Origin of the sequence: Rhodobacter xanthinilyticus, from assembly GCF_001856665.1 — a bacterium.
Taxonomy (GTDB): domain Bacteria; phylum Pseudomonadota; class Alphaproteobacteria; order Rhodobacterales; family Rhodobacteraceae; genus Rhodobacter; species Rhodobacter xanthinilyticus.
This window is the reverse complement of sequence record NZ_CP017781.1, coordinates 2,036,923-2,052,600: the sequence shown is the minus strand read 5'-3', so window position 1 is coordinate 2,052,600 and position 15,678 is coordinate 2,036,923. Positions and strand designations below refer to the sequence as shown.

Genomic DNA, 15,678 nt, shown 5'->3' with positions numbered 1-15,678 from the left:
CCCCCTCTGGACGCCCCCGGCGGCTGACCCTAAACCTTGAGGTCAGCCGAGGGGAGACAAGATGACGGCAGAAGACAAGATCGACGTCGCTCAGTTGAGCCGGGATGCCGCTGTGGCGGAGGTTGCGGAGTTGACCGCACGGCTCGTGGCCGCCAATACCGCCTATCATACCCTCGATCGCCCCGAGATCTCCGACGCCGAATATGACGCCCTCAAGCGCCGCCTCGCCGAGATCGAAACCCGCTTCCCCGATCTGCAAAGCCCCGACAGCCCGACCCTCAAGGTCGGCGCTGCGGTGGCGGATGGGTTTGCCAAGGTCACCCATGCGCAGCGGATGATGAGCCTCGAAAACGGCTTTTCCGAAGAGGATATCGCCGATTTCGTGGCCCGGGTGCGCAGCTATCTCGGCCTTGCCGAGGATCACCCGGTCAGCTTCACCGCGGAGCCGAAAATCGACGGGCTCTCGCTGTCGCTGCGCTACGAAAACGGCCGTCTCGTTCAAGCGGCCACCCGGGGCGACGGCGCGGTGGGCGAAAATGTCACCGAAAATGCCCGCACGATCGCGGATATCCCGGGCGAGCTGCCATGCGCGCCGGAGGTTTTGGAGGTGCGCGGCGAGGTTTACATGGCCAAAGAGGATTTCGAGGCGCTCAACTCCCGCCAGCTTGCTCGCAGCGAGAAGCCCTTTGCCAATCCGCGCAACGCCGCCGCGGGGTCGCTGCGCCAGCTCGATGCGAAAATCACCGCCGCGCGCCCGCTGCGTTTTTTCGCCTATGCCTGGGGCGAGCTCTCCGCCCCACTGGCCGAGACCCAGTTTGACGCGATCGCCCGCCTCGCGCGTCTCGGCTTCCAGACCAACCCGCTCACCGTCCTGTGCCAGACCCCGGCCGAGCTCCTCGCCCATTACCGCCGGATCGAGCAGCAGCGCGCGACGCTTGGCTATGACATCGACGGCGTCGTCTACAAGGTCAACGACCTCGCCCTGCAACGCCGCCTGGGCTTCCGCGCCACCACGCCGCGCTGGGCGATCGCGCATAAATTCCCCGCCGAGCTCGCCTGGACGCGGCTCGAGAAAATCGAGATCCAGGTCGGCCGCACCGGCGCGCTCAGCCCCGTCGCGCGGCTCGCGCCGGTCACCGTCGGCGGCGTCGTCGTCTCGAATGCGACGCTCCACAACGAGGATTACATCGCCGGGCGCGATTCCCGCGGCGCTGAAATCCGCGGCGGCAAGGATATCCGCGAGGGCGATTGGGTGCAGGTCTATCGCGCGGGCGATGTCATCCCCAAGGTCGCCGATGTCGACCTCTCGCGCCGCAACATCCACGCGCAACCCTTTGAATTCCCTCATCTCTGCCCGGAATGCGGCTCCGAGGCGATCCGTGAGGAGGGCGATTCCGTGCGCCGCTGCACGGGCGGGCTGATCTGCCCGGCGCAGGCCGTCGAGAAGCTCAAACATTTCGTCTCGCGCGCGGCCTTCGATATCGAGGGGCTCGGCGCGAAACAGGTCGAGGCCTTCTACAAGGACGGCTGGATCCGCACCCCGGCCGAGATTTTCACCCTGCGCGCGCGCTTTGGCCCGGGCAACCTGCGCCAGCTCGCCAATCGCGACGGCTGGGGCGAGAAATCCGCGCTCAAGCTCTTCGACGCGATCGACGAGCGCCGCCGCATCCCGCTCGCGCGCTTCCTCTTCGCGCTCGGCATCCGCCATATCGGCGAGAGCACGGCGGCGCTTTTGGCCAATCATTACACCTCCTGGGCGCGGCTCGCCGAGGCGGTCGCGGCCGCCGACAGCTTCACCGGCCCCGCCTGGGAGGAGCTGCTCGCGATCGATGGCGTCGGCGAAACCACCGCGCGCTCGCTGATCGCGACGCTCAACCACTCCGCCGACAAGGCCGCGATCGCGGCGCTGCTCGAGGAGGTCACCCCCGAGGACGCCGAGATCCGCGACACCTCGGGCAGCCCGATCGCGGGTAAGACGCTGGTTTTCACCGGCACGCTCGAGCGGATGACCCGCGCCGAGGCGAAGGCGCGCGCCGAGGCGATGGGCGCCAAGGTCGCGGGCTCGGTCTCGGCCAAGACCGATCTCCTGATCGCGGGCCCGGGCGCGGGGTCAAAGGCGAAAAAGGCCGCCGAGCTCGGCATCGAGGTGATCGACGAAGACGCCTGGATCGCGCTGGCGGGCGGCGTATGACGGGCCGCCCGGAGGCGCTTTTTCCGCTCTTCGCGGGCGCCGAGGTGCTCCCCGGCGTCGGCGCGAAATCGGCGCAGGCGCTCGCGCAGATCGGCGTGACGCGGCCGCGCGACATGGCGTTCACGCTGCCCTATTCGGTGATCGACCGCCGCCCCGTCGCCACGATTCGCGGCCTCGCGGCGCCGCTTGTCGTCACCGTCGAGGTCGAGGTCGAGGCCCATATCCCCGCGCGCCGCCGCGGCGGGCCGGCGCGGGTCTTCGTGCGCGACGCGGCGGCGGAATTGCAGCTCGTCTTCTTCCACGCGCGCGGCGACTACCTCGAAAAGATCCTGCCGCAGGGTGCGCGCCGGCTCGTTTCGGGCAAGCTCGAGGTCTTCGACGGCATCGCGCAGATCGTCCACCCCGATCACATCCTGCGCCCCGAGGAGGCCGATCAGCTGCCGCGGTTCGAGCCGGTCTATCCGCTCGGCGCGGGGCTGACGCAGAAGCTGATGGCGAAGGCGGCGGCCGGGGCGCTGGCGCGGCTCCCGGCGCTGGCCGAGTGGATCGACCCGGCGCTGAAGGCGCGCGAGGGTTGGCCCGATTGGGCCGAGGCGCTGCGCGCGGCCCATGCGCCGCAGGCGCAGGCCGATCTCGCGCCGACGGCACCGGCCCGGGCGCGGCTCGCCTATGATGAACTCTTCGCGCATCAATTGACGCTTGCGCTGGCGCGCCGCACGGCGCGGCAAAGCCCCGGTCGCGCCACGCTCGGCACTGGAACTATGTCGCGCAAGGTTATGGAATCGCTTGAATTTGCGCCGACGGGGGCGCAGCGGCGCGCGGTGGCCGAGATCGCCGAAGACCTCGCCAGCGGGCGGCGGATGAACCGGCTTTTGCAAGGCGATGTGGGCTCGGGCAAGACCTTGGTGGCGCTTTTGGCGCTCCTGATCGCGGTTGAGGCGGGCGGCCAGGGGGTGATGATGGCGCCGACCGAGATCCTGGCGCGGCAACATTTCGAGGCGCTCGCGCCGCTTGCCGCCGCCGCCGGCGCGCGGCTCGCGATCCTGACCGGGCGCGACAAGGGCGCCGAGCGGGCGGCGAAGCTCGCCGATCTCGCCTCCGGCGCGATCGACCTGCTCGTCGGCACCCATGCGGTGTTTCAAAAGGACGTGGCGTTTCACGATCTGCGGCTCGTGGTGATCGACGAGCAGCACCGGTTTGGCGTCGCGCAGCGGATGGAGCTTGGCGCGAAGGGGCAGGCGGCGGATGTGCTGGTGATGACCGCGACGCCGATCCCGCGCTCGCTCGCGCTTGCGCAATATGGCGACATGGATGTAAGCGTGCTCGACGAAAAGCCGCCCGGGCGCCAGCCGGTGCGCACGGCGTTGATCTCGACCGAGCGGCTGGGCGAGGTGGTGGCGCATCTGAGCCGCGCGGTGGCCGAGGGGCGGCAGGCCTATTGGGTCTGTCCGCTGGTCGAGGAGAGCGAGCGGGTCGATCTGACCTCGGCGGAGGAGCGATTCGCGATGTTGCGGGCGGCGCTTGGCGAGGGGGTGGTCGGGCTCGTGCATGGCCAGATGCCGGTGGCCGAGAAGGACGCGGCGATGGCCGATTTCGTCGCCGGGCGCAGCCGGGTTCTGGTGGCGACGACGGTGATCGAGGTGGGGGTGAATGTGCCCAACGCCTCGATCATGGTGATCGAGCGGGCGGAGAGCTTTGGGCTGGCGCAGCTCCATCAGCTGCGCGGGCGGGTCGGGCGCGGGGCGGCGGCCTCGACCTGCCTCATGCTCTATCAGGCGCCATTGAGCGAGAGCGGCGAGCGGCGGTTGCAGATCCTGCGCGAGACCGAGGACGGGTTCCGCATCGCCGAGGAGGATCTCGCGATGCGCGGCGCGGGCGATGTGATCGGCACCGCGCAATCGGGGCTGCCGCGGTTTCGCATCGCCGATCTTGAGCGGCAGGCAGGGTTGATGGCGGTGGCGCAAAGCGATGCGCGTGCGCTTTTGGTGCAAGACCCGGAGCTTGCGGGCCCGCGCGGGCGGGCGGCGCGGGCGTTGCTTTGGTTGATGGAGCAGGACCGGGCGATCCGGCTGATGGAGGTCGGCTGACGGATGTTCTTAAAAAGTTCTTTACTTGGCGGCACAGATATGAGAACAAAATAGCAACAAGCAACAGGAGGTCACCGATGCACCGCGACGTTCACGATGTTCTCAGCCGCAGCGCGGCGACGCTTCTTCCCGATGCGCTCGGGGCGGCCTCGCTCTGCGTGACCTTCCTTGCGCTGTTGTTCATTCCGGGCCTGTTCTGAGGCCCACCTGCTCACTGCCTTGCGCTTTCGCGGTCTCCTGTCCCCAAACGCCTGACCGCCTGTCCCGAACGGCTTATGCCTGAGAGCGCAGACTCGCGCCGCCATCCCCCAAAGATGGCGGCGTTTTTTCTTGGGGGCTCAGAATTTGTAGCCGATCCGCAGCCCGCCCCAATGGCGCCCGCGCACCACGATCGGCGCGGAGAGGTCTTTCATCAGCACGAATTGCCCGCCGCCCATGTCGCGGCGGTAGATCTGCAGCACGAAAGGCGCGGTCGATTGCCCCGCGCGCAGGCCCACCCGGTCGTTGAAGAGGCGCCGGTTGCGGCAATTGGCGCTGTTCCAGACCGGATCGCCGCTTTGCGGTTGCGAGAATTTGCGATTGTGGGTCGGCAGATAGCCCTGTCGGTCCACCGCGGCGCAGAACACCACCCGCGGGTCGGTCTCGAGCGCGCTTTCCTGCAACGGTGTGAAGAGCGTATCGGTCAACCGGGTGAAGGGCGCCATATATTGCGGCGGGTTCGTGCCCGGGATCGGCGCGTAGCTCTGGCTGAAGAGATCGGATTCGGTGATTCGCCCCTCCTCGATCGCTGCGCCGAGCAGCCGGCCGAACTCGCCCGCCGTGGTCTGGGCGAAATCGATCAGCAGGCTGTCCGAGGTCGAGCCGCCCATCACCACCGCGTCCTGCACGATGGTTTCGCCCGCCTCGATCAGCCCGTTGGTGCGCCCGCGCGCGGTGTCGATCTGTTTGACGGTCAGCTCCATCGCGCCGGCCATCCGCTGGAAGGCGGGGCCGAAGAGCGCATTGGCCTGGCGCACGGTATCGGCGCGCGCGGCGATATCTTGCACGGCCGAGCGGGTGCGGCTGACGCTTTCGGTCATCTGGCCGAGCGCCGTGTCGCTTTCCGAGGCGCCCGAGAGCACCGCGGCGGCGTTTTCGGAGATCGTGCCGGCCTCCTTGCGCAGCCCGTCGATGCGCTCGGAGAGCCCGCCCACCGCGGTGCCGATCCCGTCGGCGGCGTTCGCGGTCTTGCGCGAGAGCTCGTTGATCGCCTCGGCCACGACCGCAAAGCCGCGCCCCGCGTCGCCCGCGCGCACCGCCTCGATCTTGGCGTTGATCGCGAGAATGTTCACCTGTGTCGCGATCGAGCGGATCTCGGTATTCTCGGCGCGCACCTCGCTCAGCGTCTCGGTCACTTCGGCCATCCGGCTGACGACCGATTGCACCCATTCGGCGATCTTCTGGGCATGGGCGCCGGTCTGGCGCAGCTGGCCCACCGCCTGGCTCACCGCGGACATCGTATCCTCGGCGGCCTGCGAGACCTGATCGACGCCCGCCGTCACACGGCCGTTGGCCTCCTGCACGGTGCCGGCGGCCGCGCGCGCCTCGGCGAGCAGCGCCAGCTGCGCGTCCGCCGCCTGCGCGAGCGTATCGAGCGCCGCAGCGATATCGACGATATCGCGCCCGAGCCCGATCGCCTCATTCGCGATCCGGTCGAGCATGTCATGCGCCGGCGGATGCGGCGTGTGGGAGAGATCGTTCATGGCGCCTCCGGCCTCGTTTGGCCCGCAGAGTCGCACAGCCGCCTTTATTAGCGGTTAATTTCCCCTCAGCGCGGCGCGCGTCGCCTCGGGCGCGAGCAGGATCGAGGCATGGCGGTTGGGGTAATCGCGCGCGGCGGTCAGCACCTCATACTCCGCGAAGGGCGCGGCGGGCACCGGGGCGCCCTTGAGCATGGCGGCGAGCGTGTCACAGAGCGCCGCGATCTCGGCCGGTGTGCGCCCGATCACCGCCGCGCCGAAGATCGCCGCCGAGGCCTGGCCGAGCGCGCAGGCATGCACCTGCTGGCTGTAGCCGGTGATTTTCTCGCCGTCGAAGGTGAGCGCGACGGAGACCGTCGAGCCACAAAGCGGCGCGCGTTTGGTGGCGCTGTGGCTCGGCGCGGCGAGCGGCTCGGTCAGCGGCATGTCGGCGGCGAGCGCCAGGATGCGCTGCGAATAGAGCTTGAAGAGATCGGTGTCGCTCATGGCTTTCCCCGGGAGGCTTTGGCGGATAGATAGGGCGGCACAGCGACGGAGAAAAGCCATGTTCGACCCTGCGAGCCTCACCTATGACGCCAACGGCCTGATCCCCGCGATCGCGCAAGATCATGCGACGGGCGAGGTGCTGATGATGGCCTGGATGAACGCCGAGAGCCTGGCGCGGACGCTGGCGAGCGGGCAGGTGACCTATTGGTCGCGCTCGCGGCAGAGCTTCTGGGCGAAGGGGGAAAGCTCGGGCCATGTGCAGCGGCTGGTCGAGCTGCGGGTCGATTGCGACCGCGATTGCCTTCTGATGCTGGTCGATCAGGCGGGGCCGGCCTGCCACACCAACCGGCGCAGCTGTTTTTATACGGCGGTGCGCGGTGGTGACGAGGTCGAGATCCTCACGCCGATGGTGTGAGCCTAAAGCCCGATCAGGCGGCGGATATCGGCGGGGCTGGCGCCTTCGGCGCGGTAGGTCGCAAGCGCGCGGGCATCGTCGCGCTTGGCGAGGCGCTTGCCGGCTTCGTCTCGGATTAACATGTGGTGGCAATAGGTTGGCGTGGGAAGCTCAAGCAGTTTCTGAAGTGTGACATGGATCTTTGTGGCCTCGAAGAGATCGGCGCCGCGGGTGACATGGGTGATGCCCTGCGCCGCGTCGTCGAGCACCACGGCGAGGTGGTAGGAGGTGCCCATCTCGCGCCGCGCGAGCACCACATCGCCTACCTCGCGGATCATTTCGGCGCGGGTGATCGCGTGGCGGCCCCGGTGGATCTCACAGATTTCCTCGAAAGAACAATCCGTTGCCGCGCGTTCTTGATTGAGGCGCAAGACCGCGTCGGGGAGCGGTTGGCCCGGGCGCGGCGCGCCGCTCGCGCGGCAGGTGCCGGGGTAGATGATCCCGTCGGGGCCGTAGCTCACGCCTTCCTGCGGCGCCGAAGCCGCCGCCTCGATATCGCGCCGCGAGCAGGTGCAGGCGTAGAGAAAGCCGCGATCCCATAGCTTTTCAAGGGTTTGGCGGTAGATGTTGAGACGCTCGGATTGGCGCATCACCGGCCCGTCCCAGCTCAGACCGAGCCAGCGCAGATCGTCAAGGATCTGCGCCTCCCAGGCGGGTTTCGAGCGTTGCCGGTCGATATCCTCGATGCGCAGCAAGAACCGCCCGCCCGCGGCCCGCGCCATGTCATGGGCGCGGATCGCGGCATAGGCATGGCCGAGGTGAAGGGGCCCGGTGGGCGAAGGCGCAAACCGGGTGATCACCTCAGCTTTGCTCCGCAAGCCATTGAGAAAAGGCCTCTTTTGCGCGGTCGGTATAGGCCTTGTAGCGGTCCTTCCGGCCGCGGCGGCCGCCCTTTGCCTCGATCGGCGGGAACAGGCCGAAGTTCACGTTCATCGGCTGGAAGGTCTTGGCCTCGGCGCCGCCGGTGATGTGGTTCACGAGGCTGCCCATCGCGGTCTCGAAGCCGGGCGGCGGCAGGGTCGCGCCCTTGATTTCGGCCGCGGCCATCCGGCCCGCGAGGAGGCCCATGGCCGCGCTTTCGACATAGCCCTCGACGCCGGTGATCTGGCCCGCAAAGCGGATCCCGGGGCGCGATTTCAGCCGCATCTGGCTATCGAGCAGCGTCGGCGAGTTGATGAAGGTGTTGCGGTGGATCCCGCCAAGGCGCGCGAAGGACGCATTCTCGAGCCCGGGAATCATTTTAAAAACAGCGGTTTGCGCGCCGTACTTCATCTTCGTCTGGAAGCCGACGATATTGTAGAGCGTGCCGAGCGCATTGTCGCGGCGCAGCTGCACCACCGCATAGGCCTTTTCCTCGGGTTTGTGCGCATTTGTCAGGCCCACCGGCTTCATCGGCCCATGGCGCAGCGTCTCGCGACCGCGTTCGGCCATCACCTCGATCGGCAGGCAACCGTCGAAATAGCCCGCGGTCTCGCCCTCGTGGAACTCGGTCTTCTCGGCCGCGAGCAGCGCGTCGATGAAGGCCTCATATTGGTCGCGGGTCATCGGGCAGTTGAGGTAAGCCTTCTGCTCCTCCTCGGTCTCGCCCTTGTCGTAGCGGCTTTGCCGCCAGGCGACCGACATGTCGACCGTCTCGGCATAGACGATCGGCGCGATCGCGTCGAAGAAGGCGAGGCTCTCGGCGCCGGTGGCGGCGCGGATGCTCTCGGCCAGCGCGCCCGAGGTCAGAGGCCCCGTCGCGATGATCCATTTTCCACTTGAGGGAAGCTCCGTAACCTCTTCATTTGAAAAGGAAATCAGCGGATGCGCGCGGAGCGCTTCGGTGACCGCCGCGGAGAAGGCATCGCGGTCGACCGCGAGCGCGCCGCCCGCCGGGAGCTGATGGCGATCGGCCATCTGCATGATCAGCCCGCCCGCGGCGCGCATCTCCCAATGCAGGAGCCCCACCGCGTTGCGCTCATCATCATCGGAGCGGAATGAGTTCGAGCAGACCATTTCGGCGAAATCGCCGGTGCGATGCGCGAAGGTGGCCACATGCGGGCGCATTTCGTGCAAGACGACCGGCACGCCGGCCTCGGCCGCCTGCCAGGCAGCCTCCGAGCCGGCCATGCCGCCGCCGATGATGTGAAGCGTTTCCATGGCGCGGTGATAGCGCCGCGCGGGGCCTCGCGCAACGGGGCGCGCGCGCGTGCGCGGTCAGATCAGCGCGATGCGTTCGCGCCGCTCGGGGTCGGGGAAGGGGCGGTAGAGGCCCATCTCGGCCGAGGCGATCATCGCATGCATCAGATCATAATGCCGGGTCATGCCCTCGGGCAATTGGCCGACCGTGCGGAAGGCCTGATCGAGCGCCGACATGCTCGCCACCTCGATCTCGAGCAGGAAATCGCTGTGCGAGGAGCCGGCGAGGCCAAGTTTGCGCCGCATCAGACGCCAGTTGCCGATCAGCCCGCGGGCGGAAAGCTCGCTCATCCATTGTTCGAGCGCGCTGGCGAAGGCCAGCGCCTTCGCGTCGCTCTTCAGTTCGATCATGCAGTGATAGAGGTTCATGCTGTCCTCCCTTCGTGACGAGAAGAGCATGAACCTCTTGAAACTGCGTTAAGATCAGAGGCCGGGGACGAAGTCCTGGATGCCGCGGCCCGAGAAGGTCACGCCCTTGCCCTGGCCGAAGGTGGCCTTCAGGCCGACGCCGACGAAGCTTTCCGCATCCATGCCGTCGCCGTCATAGAGGCCGAGCTCGCCGGTGGCGCGCAGGCCGGGGGTGAGCTGATAGCCGGCGGTGGCGGCGGCGCGGTAGCTCATCTGGCCCTGGCCGTGCATCGCGGCGACCTTGCCGCCCAGATCGAGCGCCTCGGTCATCGCGAGGGCGCCTTCGCCTTGCAGGGCGTTGGCGTTCTGGCCGTTGCCGTTGAGGTGGGTATAGGCGGTCTGCCAGCTCACGCCGTTCATCTCGCCCGCAGCCTCCAGGCCGAAATGCTGGATGTTCTGCCCGTCGAGCCAGTCATGGCCGCCAAAGGCGCCGATCTTGGTGCCGTTGCCGATGTCATAGGCGCCATGCGCGGTGAAGGTCGTGCCGTTCCAGTTGCTCAGGCCGTAGTAGCGCTGCGCGAGGTCGCCCTGGACGGTGAATTGCGGGGTGATCGCATATTCGAGCGCGCCGCCGAGGGTCGCCTTGTTCACATCGCGCGCGCCGCCATCGGCGAGCATCGAGTAATTGAAGCCGATTTCGGCATTGGTGACCTCGGCCAGCGCCGGGGTCACGGTGAGCGCGGCGAGGGTGAGGGCGAGGGGGAGGAGTTTGGACATCATTTGCCTCATGCAAGACGCGCCCCCGGGATGGGGGCGCGAGGGGTGCCGCCCTTGGCGGGCGGTCGTTTCGGTTATTCGGGGGTCGGGCCGGCGGCCTCTGCGGGCACGGCGTCGGGTGCGGTCTCGGCCTCGGCCTCATCGCCCTGATCGGCGATGCGGGCGACGGTGACGACCTCTTCCTCGGCGCCGGTGTTGAACACCTTGACCCCGCCCGCCGAGCGCGAGCGGAAGGAGATGCCGGCGACCGGGCAGCGGATCGACTGGCCCGTCGAGGTGGCGAGCATGATCTGATCCGAGGTCTCGACCGGGAAGGAGGCGACGAGCGCGCCCGAGCGGCCCGACATCTTGAAGGCGCCAACGCCCTGGCCGCCGCGGCCGCGCACCGGGTAATCATGCGAGGAGGAGATTTTGCCGAGCCCGGTCGCGGTGATCGTCAGGATCAGATCCTGCGCCGCGCGCATCTCGGTGTAACGCTCATCCGAGAGCTGGCCCTCGGCCACCGGGGTATCCTCCTCGGCATCGGCCTCGAGCTCCTCTTCCGCGCCCAACTCGGTGCGGAAGCGTTTGAGGAACTCCGCGCGCTCCCAGGCTTCGGCCTCGAAATGGCGGATCACCGACATCGAGACGACCTTGTCGCCCGCCGCCAGCCGCACGCCGCGCACGCCCGTCGAGGAGCGGCCCTTGAAGACGCGCACCTCCGGCACCGGGAAGCGGATCGCACGGCCCGAGGCGGTGACGAGCATGATGTCGTCCTCCTCCGAGCACATCCTCGTATCGACGAGCGTCACCCCCTCGGGCAGCTCCATCGCGCGTTTGCCGTTGCGCATCACCTTGGCGAAATCGGAGAGCGCATTGCGGCGCACATCGCCATCCGAGGTCGCGAAGAACACCTGGAAGGCGTCCCAATCTTCCTCGGGCGCATCGACCGGCATCAGCGAGGCGATCGAGACGCCCTGCGGGATCGGCAGGATATTGACGATCGCCTTGCCCTTCGAGGTCCGCCCCGCGAGCGGCAGGCGCCAGCATTTCAGGCTGTAGACCATGCCATCGGTGGTGAAGAACAGAAGCTGGGTATGGGTGTTGGCCACGAAGAGCGTGGTCACCACATCGTCTTCCTTGGTGGCCATGGAGGCCAGCCCCTTGCCGCCGCGGCGCTGCGCGCGGAACTCGGCCAAGGGCGTGCGCTTGATATAGCCGCCCGAGGTGATGGTCACGACCATATCCTCGCGCTCGATCAGATCCTCGTCGTCGAGATCGCCCGCCCAGTCGACGATTTCGGTGCGCCTCGGCACCGCGAAGAGCTCTTTGACCTCTTTCAGCTCGGTCGCGATGATCTCCATGATCCGCGCGCGCGAGGCCAGGATCGCGAGATAATCGCGGATCTTGGCGGCGAGCTCGGCCAGCTCGTCGGTGACTTCCTTGACGCCGAGCTGGGTCAGCCGTTGCAGCCGCAGATCGAGGATCGCACGCGCCTGCACCTCGGAGAGGTTATAGGTGCCGTCCTCGTTCATCGAGTGCAGCGGGTCGTCGATCAGGCGCAGATATTCGGCGATGTCATGGGCCGGCCAGCGCCGCGCCATCAGCCGCTCGCGCGCCTCCGCCGCATCGGAGGAGGAGCGGATCGTCGCGACCACCTCATCGACATTCGAAACCGCCACCGCGAGGCCGCACAGCACATGGCTGCGCTCGCGCGCACGGCGCAGCTCATAGGCCGTGCGCCGCGCCACCACTTCCTCGCGGAAGGTGATGAAATGGGTGAGGAAATCGCGCAAGGTGAGCTGCTCGGGGCGGCCGCCGTTGAGCGCGAGCATGTTGCAGCCGAACGAGGTTTGCAGCGGCGTGAAGCGGTAGAGCTGGTTGAGCACGACATCGGGCGTCGCGTCGCGCTTCAATTCGATCACCACCCGCACGCCGACCCGGTCGCTCTCATCGGCGATCGAGGAGATCCCCTCGAGGCGCTTGTCGCGCACCAGTTCCGCGATCTTCTCGATCATCGCGGCCTTGTTGACCTGATAGGGGATCTCTTCGACGATGATCGCATGGCGGTCCTTGCGGATCTCCTCGATGCGGGTCTTGGCGCGGATGATCACCGAGCCGCGGCCTTCGAGATAGGCCTTGCGCGCGCCGCCGCGCCCCATGATCTGGGCGCCGGTCGGGAAATCGGGGCCGGGGATGATCGCCATGATCTCCTCGGTCGTCATGTCGGGGTTTTCGATCAGCGCGAGTGTGGCGTCGACCACCTCGCCGAGGTTGTGCGGCGGGATGTTCGTCGCCATGCCGACGGCGATGCCGCCCGCGCCATTGACGAGCATGTTGGGGAACCGCGCCGGCAGAACGGTCGGCTCGCGGTCCTTGCCGTCATAGTTGTCCTGGAAATCGACGGTGTCCTTGTCGATATCGGCCAGCATGAAGGCCGAGGGCTTGTCCATGCGCACTTCGGTGTAGCGCATCGCCGCCGCCGAGTCGCCGTCCATCGAGCCGAAGTTGCCCTGCCCGTCAAGGAGCGGCAGCGACATCGAGAAATCCTGCGCCATCCGCACCAGCGCATCATAGATCGCCGCATCGCCATGGGGGTGGTATTTCCCCATCACATCGCCAACCGGGCGCGCCGATTTGCGGTAGGGCTTGTCGGCGGTGTTGCCGGTCTCGTGCATCGCATAAAGGATGCGCCGGTGCACGGGCTTGAGCCCGTCGCGCAGGTCCGGGATCGCGCGCGAGACGATCACGCTCATCGCGTAATCGAGGTAGGCCGTCTTCATCTCCTCGGCGATCGACACCGTCGGCCCGTCATGAACGGGGCGTTTCGGGCCTTCCTCGAGGGTTTCGGGCGTTTCGGGAGTGTCGGTCACGCGCGTCTCGTTCTTCTAGATCTTGTTGGCCTGTTTTATAGCCACCCGAGGGCTTGGGTGCAATCACTCAGGCGGCTGCGCGGGCGGCACGGTGCGGAATTTGCGTATTTTTGCCAAGAAGAAGGGCAGGGGCAGCGCGGCACCTTGCCGTTTCTTCTTGGTCCAAATACGCAAGCCCGGCCAGCCTCAGGCGCCGCGGCGGGCCTTGGCGAAGGCGATCAGCCACCAGACGACGAGCCCCGCCGAGAAGACGGCGTTGAGGTTGGGCATGGTGATGCCGAAGATGTCCCAGACGATCTCGTCGCAGCGCACGAGCGGCGCGGTCTGGATCTGGGCGAGCAGGTCGGTGGCGTTGAGCCCGGTCACGCCGTTCGAGGTGCAGCTCGTCGGGCCCTCGAAGATATGCCGCTCGACGCCCGAGTGATAGACGCCGAGCGCCGAGGTGGCGGCGGCGGCGAGCGCGCCGGCGATCAGCGTCACCGCCGGCAGGCGCAGCGCCAGATAGGCCGCGCCGATCAGCGCCGCGGCCAGATGCGGCCAGCGTTGCAAGATGCAGAGCTCGCAGGGCGCAAAGCCGAGCGACTGGAAGATCAGCGCGCCGATCAGCAGCCCCGCCGAGCCCGCCACCGCGAGCGCGACCATCTGGCGCGAGGAGAGGGGCAGGGTCATCACAGATACCTCAACAGATAGAAGCCGCCCGCGAGGCCGACGACGAAGACGGTGAAGACGAGGCCGAGCCGGCGCTCGATGAAATCGCGGATCGGCGCGCCGAATTTCCACAGCAGCCCCGCCACGATGAAGAATCGCAGCGCCCGCGCCAGCACCGAGACGCCGAGAAACAGCGGCAGCGAGAGCTGCGTCGCGCCCGAGAAGATCGTGATCACCTTGTAGGGGAAGGGCGTCACCCCGGCGATCAGCACCGCCCAGCCGCCCCAGTCGTTGAACCGCGCGGCGAGCTCGTCGAACTTGTCGGCCTTGCCGTAGAACTCGAGGATCGGCTGGCCGATCGCATCCATGAACCCATAGCCGATCGCATAGCCGAGGCAGCCGCCGAGCACCGAGGCGAGCGTCGAGACCAGCGCGATCTGGAAGGCTTTTTCGCGCGCGGCGAGCACCATCGGGATCATCAGCACATCGGGCGGGATCGGAAACACCGAGCTTTCCACGAAAGCCACCGCCGCCAGCGCCCACATCGCGTGACGCGAGCTTGCGAGCCCCATCGTCCAGTCATACAGCCTGCGGATCATGCCTGTCCCCGTTTGGGCCCCCATTTTCGCCAAGGCTTCGCCCGGCCTGCGGCCAAGGTCAAGCCGGATCGGCGGGCGCGCGGGGCGGGGCGGGGCGAAATTCCCCTCTCAAAGCGCTGTCATTGTCGCGCCGGGGGGGCTAATCTCGGCTTCGTGAACGGTGGGAGGGCTTTCGATGAAATGGCAGGGGCGGCGCGGCAGCGACAATATCGAGGATCGGCGCGGGCGCTCGGTGGGCGGGGTCGGCGGCGTGACCGGGCTTGGCGCGGTGGCGGTGCTGCTGATCGGCTATTTCCTCGGGGTCGATGTGACGCCGCTGCTCGAGGGGGGGCCGAGTGTGCAATCGAGCGGCCAGCTTAGCGAGCGCGACCGGCAGATGGGCGATTTCGTCTCGGTGACGCTCGCCGATACCGAGGAGATCTGGGCCGATATCTTCCGCGAGGATCTCGGGCGGACCTATCATCCGGCGACGCTCGTGCTTTATTCGCAGCTCACCCAATCGGCCTGCGGCAATGCTTCGGGGGCGACGGGGCCGTTTTACTGCCCCTCCGACAAGAAGGTCTATCTCGACACCGATTTCTTCGCGACGCTGGCGGGCGAGCTCGGCGCCGAGGGCGATTTCGCCGCGGCCTATGTGGTCGCCCATGAGGTGGCGCACCACGTTCAGGACGAGCTCGGGATCCTGGCGCAGGTGAACGGGCTGCGCGCGCGCTCGAGTGCGGCGCAAAGCAACGCGCTTTCGGTGCGCATCGAGCTGCAGGCGGATTGTTTCTCGGGGATCTGGGCGCGCCGCGCGGCGGAGGATTTCGGCTCGATCGAGCCGGGCGATATCGCCGAGGCGATGACGGCGGCGGCGAAGATCGGCGATGACCGGCTGCAACGCGCGGCCGGGCGGGTGCCGGTGCCCGACAGTTTCACCCATGGCACCTCCGAGCAGCGGCAGCGCTGGTTCGCGACGGGCTTTCGCGCGGGCGATCTCGGGGCTTGCGACACCTTCGCGGCGCAGACGCTCTAAAGCGCTTGTCTTGGCGCGCGGGGGCGGCTAGAGGAGGAGCCGTGCCCGAGTGGTGGAATGGTAGACGCAGGGGATTCAAAATCCTCCGCCGCAAGGCGTGCGAGTTCGAGTCTCGCCTCGGGCACCAGCTTCAAGCAGAATCTCAAGCCGGACATCCCGGCCGCGCGGCCAGGGCGAGGGCCGGTGTTTTCTTGAGCAAACCGAAGTCAAGGCGCGGGGCGCGGCTCTGCGCTCTTCTCGCCGGTGCGGGCCGCGCGGGGCGGTCGCGATTCGGGCGATTCGCGCGCTGCAGCAACAAATCCGG

General features: G+C 67.7%; 14 protein-coding genes and 1 tRNA gene. 6 read left to right on the top strand and 9 right to left on the bottom strand.

Annotated features, from left to right (window positions below; genetic code table 11):
* Nucleotides 1–61: 61 nt before the first annotated feature.
* The 3 genes from ligA to LPB142_RS19820 all read left to right on the top strand — a co-directional run bounded on the left by ligA (nt 62) and on the right by LPB142_RS19820 (nt 4,478).
* Complete coding sequence (gene ligA, locus LPB142_RS10060) at nt 62–2,191, top strand: NAD-dependent DNA ligase LigA (RefSeq protein WP_071166292.1); 2,130 nt, start codon at nt 62–64, stop codon at nt 2,189–2,191.
* Nucleotides 2,188–4,278, top strand: a complete 2,091-nt coding sequence (gene recG / locus LPB142_RS10055; protein WP_071166291.1) for an ATP-dependent DNA helicase RecG — start codon at nt 2,188–2,190, stop codon at nt 4,276–4,278. The genes ligA and recG overlap by 4 nt, the downstream gene beginning before the upstream one ends.
* Before the next feature lie 77 nt (nt 4,279–4,355).
* Nucleotides 4,356–4,478: a hypothetical protein gene (locus LPB142_RS19820; protein ID WP_269635309.1), complete on the top strand. Its 123-nt coding sequence runs from the start codon at nt 4,356–4,358 to the stop codon at nt 4,476–4,478.
* 138 nt (nt 4,479–4,616) lie between these two features.
* Here the strand turns inward: LPB142_RS19820 and LPB142_RS10050 are convergent, their stop codons facing one another.
* Together LPB142_RS10050 and LPB142_RS10045 are read right to left on the bottom strand one after the other, a co-directional pair.
* Entirely contained in the window at nt 4,617–6,020 is a 1,404-nt protein-coding gene (locus LPB142_RS10050; protein WP_071166290.1) for a methyl-accepting chemotaxis protein, read from the bottom strand.
* Nucleotides 6,021–6,074: 54 nt separating this feature from the next.
* Nucleotides 6,075–6,503, bottom strand: coding sequence for an iron-sulfur cluster assembly scaffold protein (locus LPB142_RS10045; RefSeq protein WP_071166289.1), 429 nt, complete (start codon nt 6,501–6,503; stop codon nt 6,075–6,077).
* Nucleotides 6,504–6,561: 58 nt separating this feature from the next.
* Between LPB142_RS10045 and hisI the strand changes: the two genes are divergently transcribed.
* Nucleotides 6,562–6,918 (top strand): phosphoribosyl-AMP cyclohydrolase, encoded by a 357-nt coding sequence (hisI, locus tag LPB142_RS10040; protein ID WP_068767002.1) that lies wholly within the window; start codon nt 6,562–6,564, stop codon nt 6,916–6,918.
* 2 nt (nt 6,919–6,920) lie between these two features.
* Here the strand turns inward: hisI and gluQRS are convergent, their stop codons facing one another.
* The 7 genes from gluQRS to LPB142_RS10005 form a co-directional block, all read right to left on the bottom strand.
* Complete coding sequence (gene gluQRS / locus LPB142_RS10035; RefSeq protein ID WP_071166288.1) at nt 6,921–7,757, bottom strand: tRNA glutamyl-Q(34) synthetase GluQRS; 837 nt, start codon at nt 7,755–7,757, stop codon at nt 6,921–6,923.
* 1 nt (nt 7,758) lies between these two features.
* The gene (trmFO, locus tag LPB142_RS10030) at nt 7,759–9,096 is read right to left on the bottom strand and encodes a methylenetetrahydrofolate--tRNA-(uracil(54)-C(5))-methyltransferase (FADH(2)-oxidizing) TrmFO (RefSeq protein ID WP_071166287.1); all 1,338 of its coding nucleotides are present in this window, start codon (nt 9,094–9,096) and stop codon (nt 7,759–7,761) included.
* A gap of 57 nt (nt 9,097–9,153) precedes the next feature.
* Nucleotides 9,154–9,504, bottom strand: a complete 351-nt coding sequence (locus tag LPB142_RS10025; RefSeq protein WP_068766999.1) for a DUF6614 family protein — start codon at nt 9,502–9,504, stop codon at nt 9,154–9,156.
* A 54-nt stretch (nt 9,505–9,558) separates the two neighbouring features.
* On the bottom strand, nt 9,559–10,260 hold the full coding sequence (locus LPB142_RS10020; protein ID WP_156894359.1) for a hypothetical protein: 702 nt from the start codon (nt 10,258–10,260) through the stop codon (nt 9,559–9,561).
* A 74-nt stretch (nt 10,261–10,334) separates the two neighbouring features.
* Nucleotides 10,335–13,112 carry a DNA gyrase subunit A gene (gyrA, locus tag LPB142_RS10015; RefSeq protein WP_071166285.1) on the bottom strand — a complete coding sequence of 926 codons (2,778 nt, stop codon included), beginning with the start codon at nt 13,110–13,112 and terminating at the stop codon, nt 10,335–10,337.
* A 186-nt stretch (nt 13,113–13,298) separates the two neighbouring features.
* Complete coding sequence (locus tag LPB142_RS10010; RefSeq protein ID WP_068766996.1) at nt 13,299–13,781, bottom strand: disulfide bond formation protein B; 483 nt, start codon at nt 13,779–13,781, stop codon at nt 13,299–13,301.
* The gene (locus LPB142_RS10005; protein WP_071166284.1) at nt 13,781–14,359 is read right to left on the bottom strand and encodes a YqaA family protein; all 579 of its coding nucleotides are present in this window, start codon (nt 14,357–14,359) and stop codon (nt 13,781–13,783) included. The genes LPB142_RS10010 and LPB142_RS10005 overlap by 1 nt, the downstream gene beginning before the upstream one ends.
* A 175-nt stretch (nt 14,360–14,534) precedes the next feature.
* Between LPB142_RS10005 and ypfJ the strand changes: the two genes are divergently transcribed.
* Together ypfJ and LPB142_RS09995 are read left to right on the top strand one after the other, a co-directional pair.
* The gene (gene ypfJ / locus LPB142_RS10000) at nt 14,535–15,374 is read left to right on the top strand and encodes a KPN_02809 family neutral zinc metallopeptidase (RefSeq protein WP_071166283.1); all 840 of its coding nucleotides are present in this window, start codon (nt 14,535–14,537) and stop codon (nt 15,372–15,374) included.
* A gap of 43 nt (nt 15,375–15,417) precedes the next feature.
* Nucleotides 15,418–15,501 (top strand) — tRNA-Leu (locus LPB142_RS09995).
* Nucleotides 15,502–15,678: the final 177 nt, after the last annotated feature.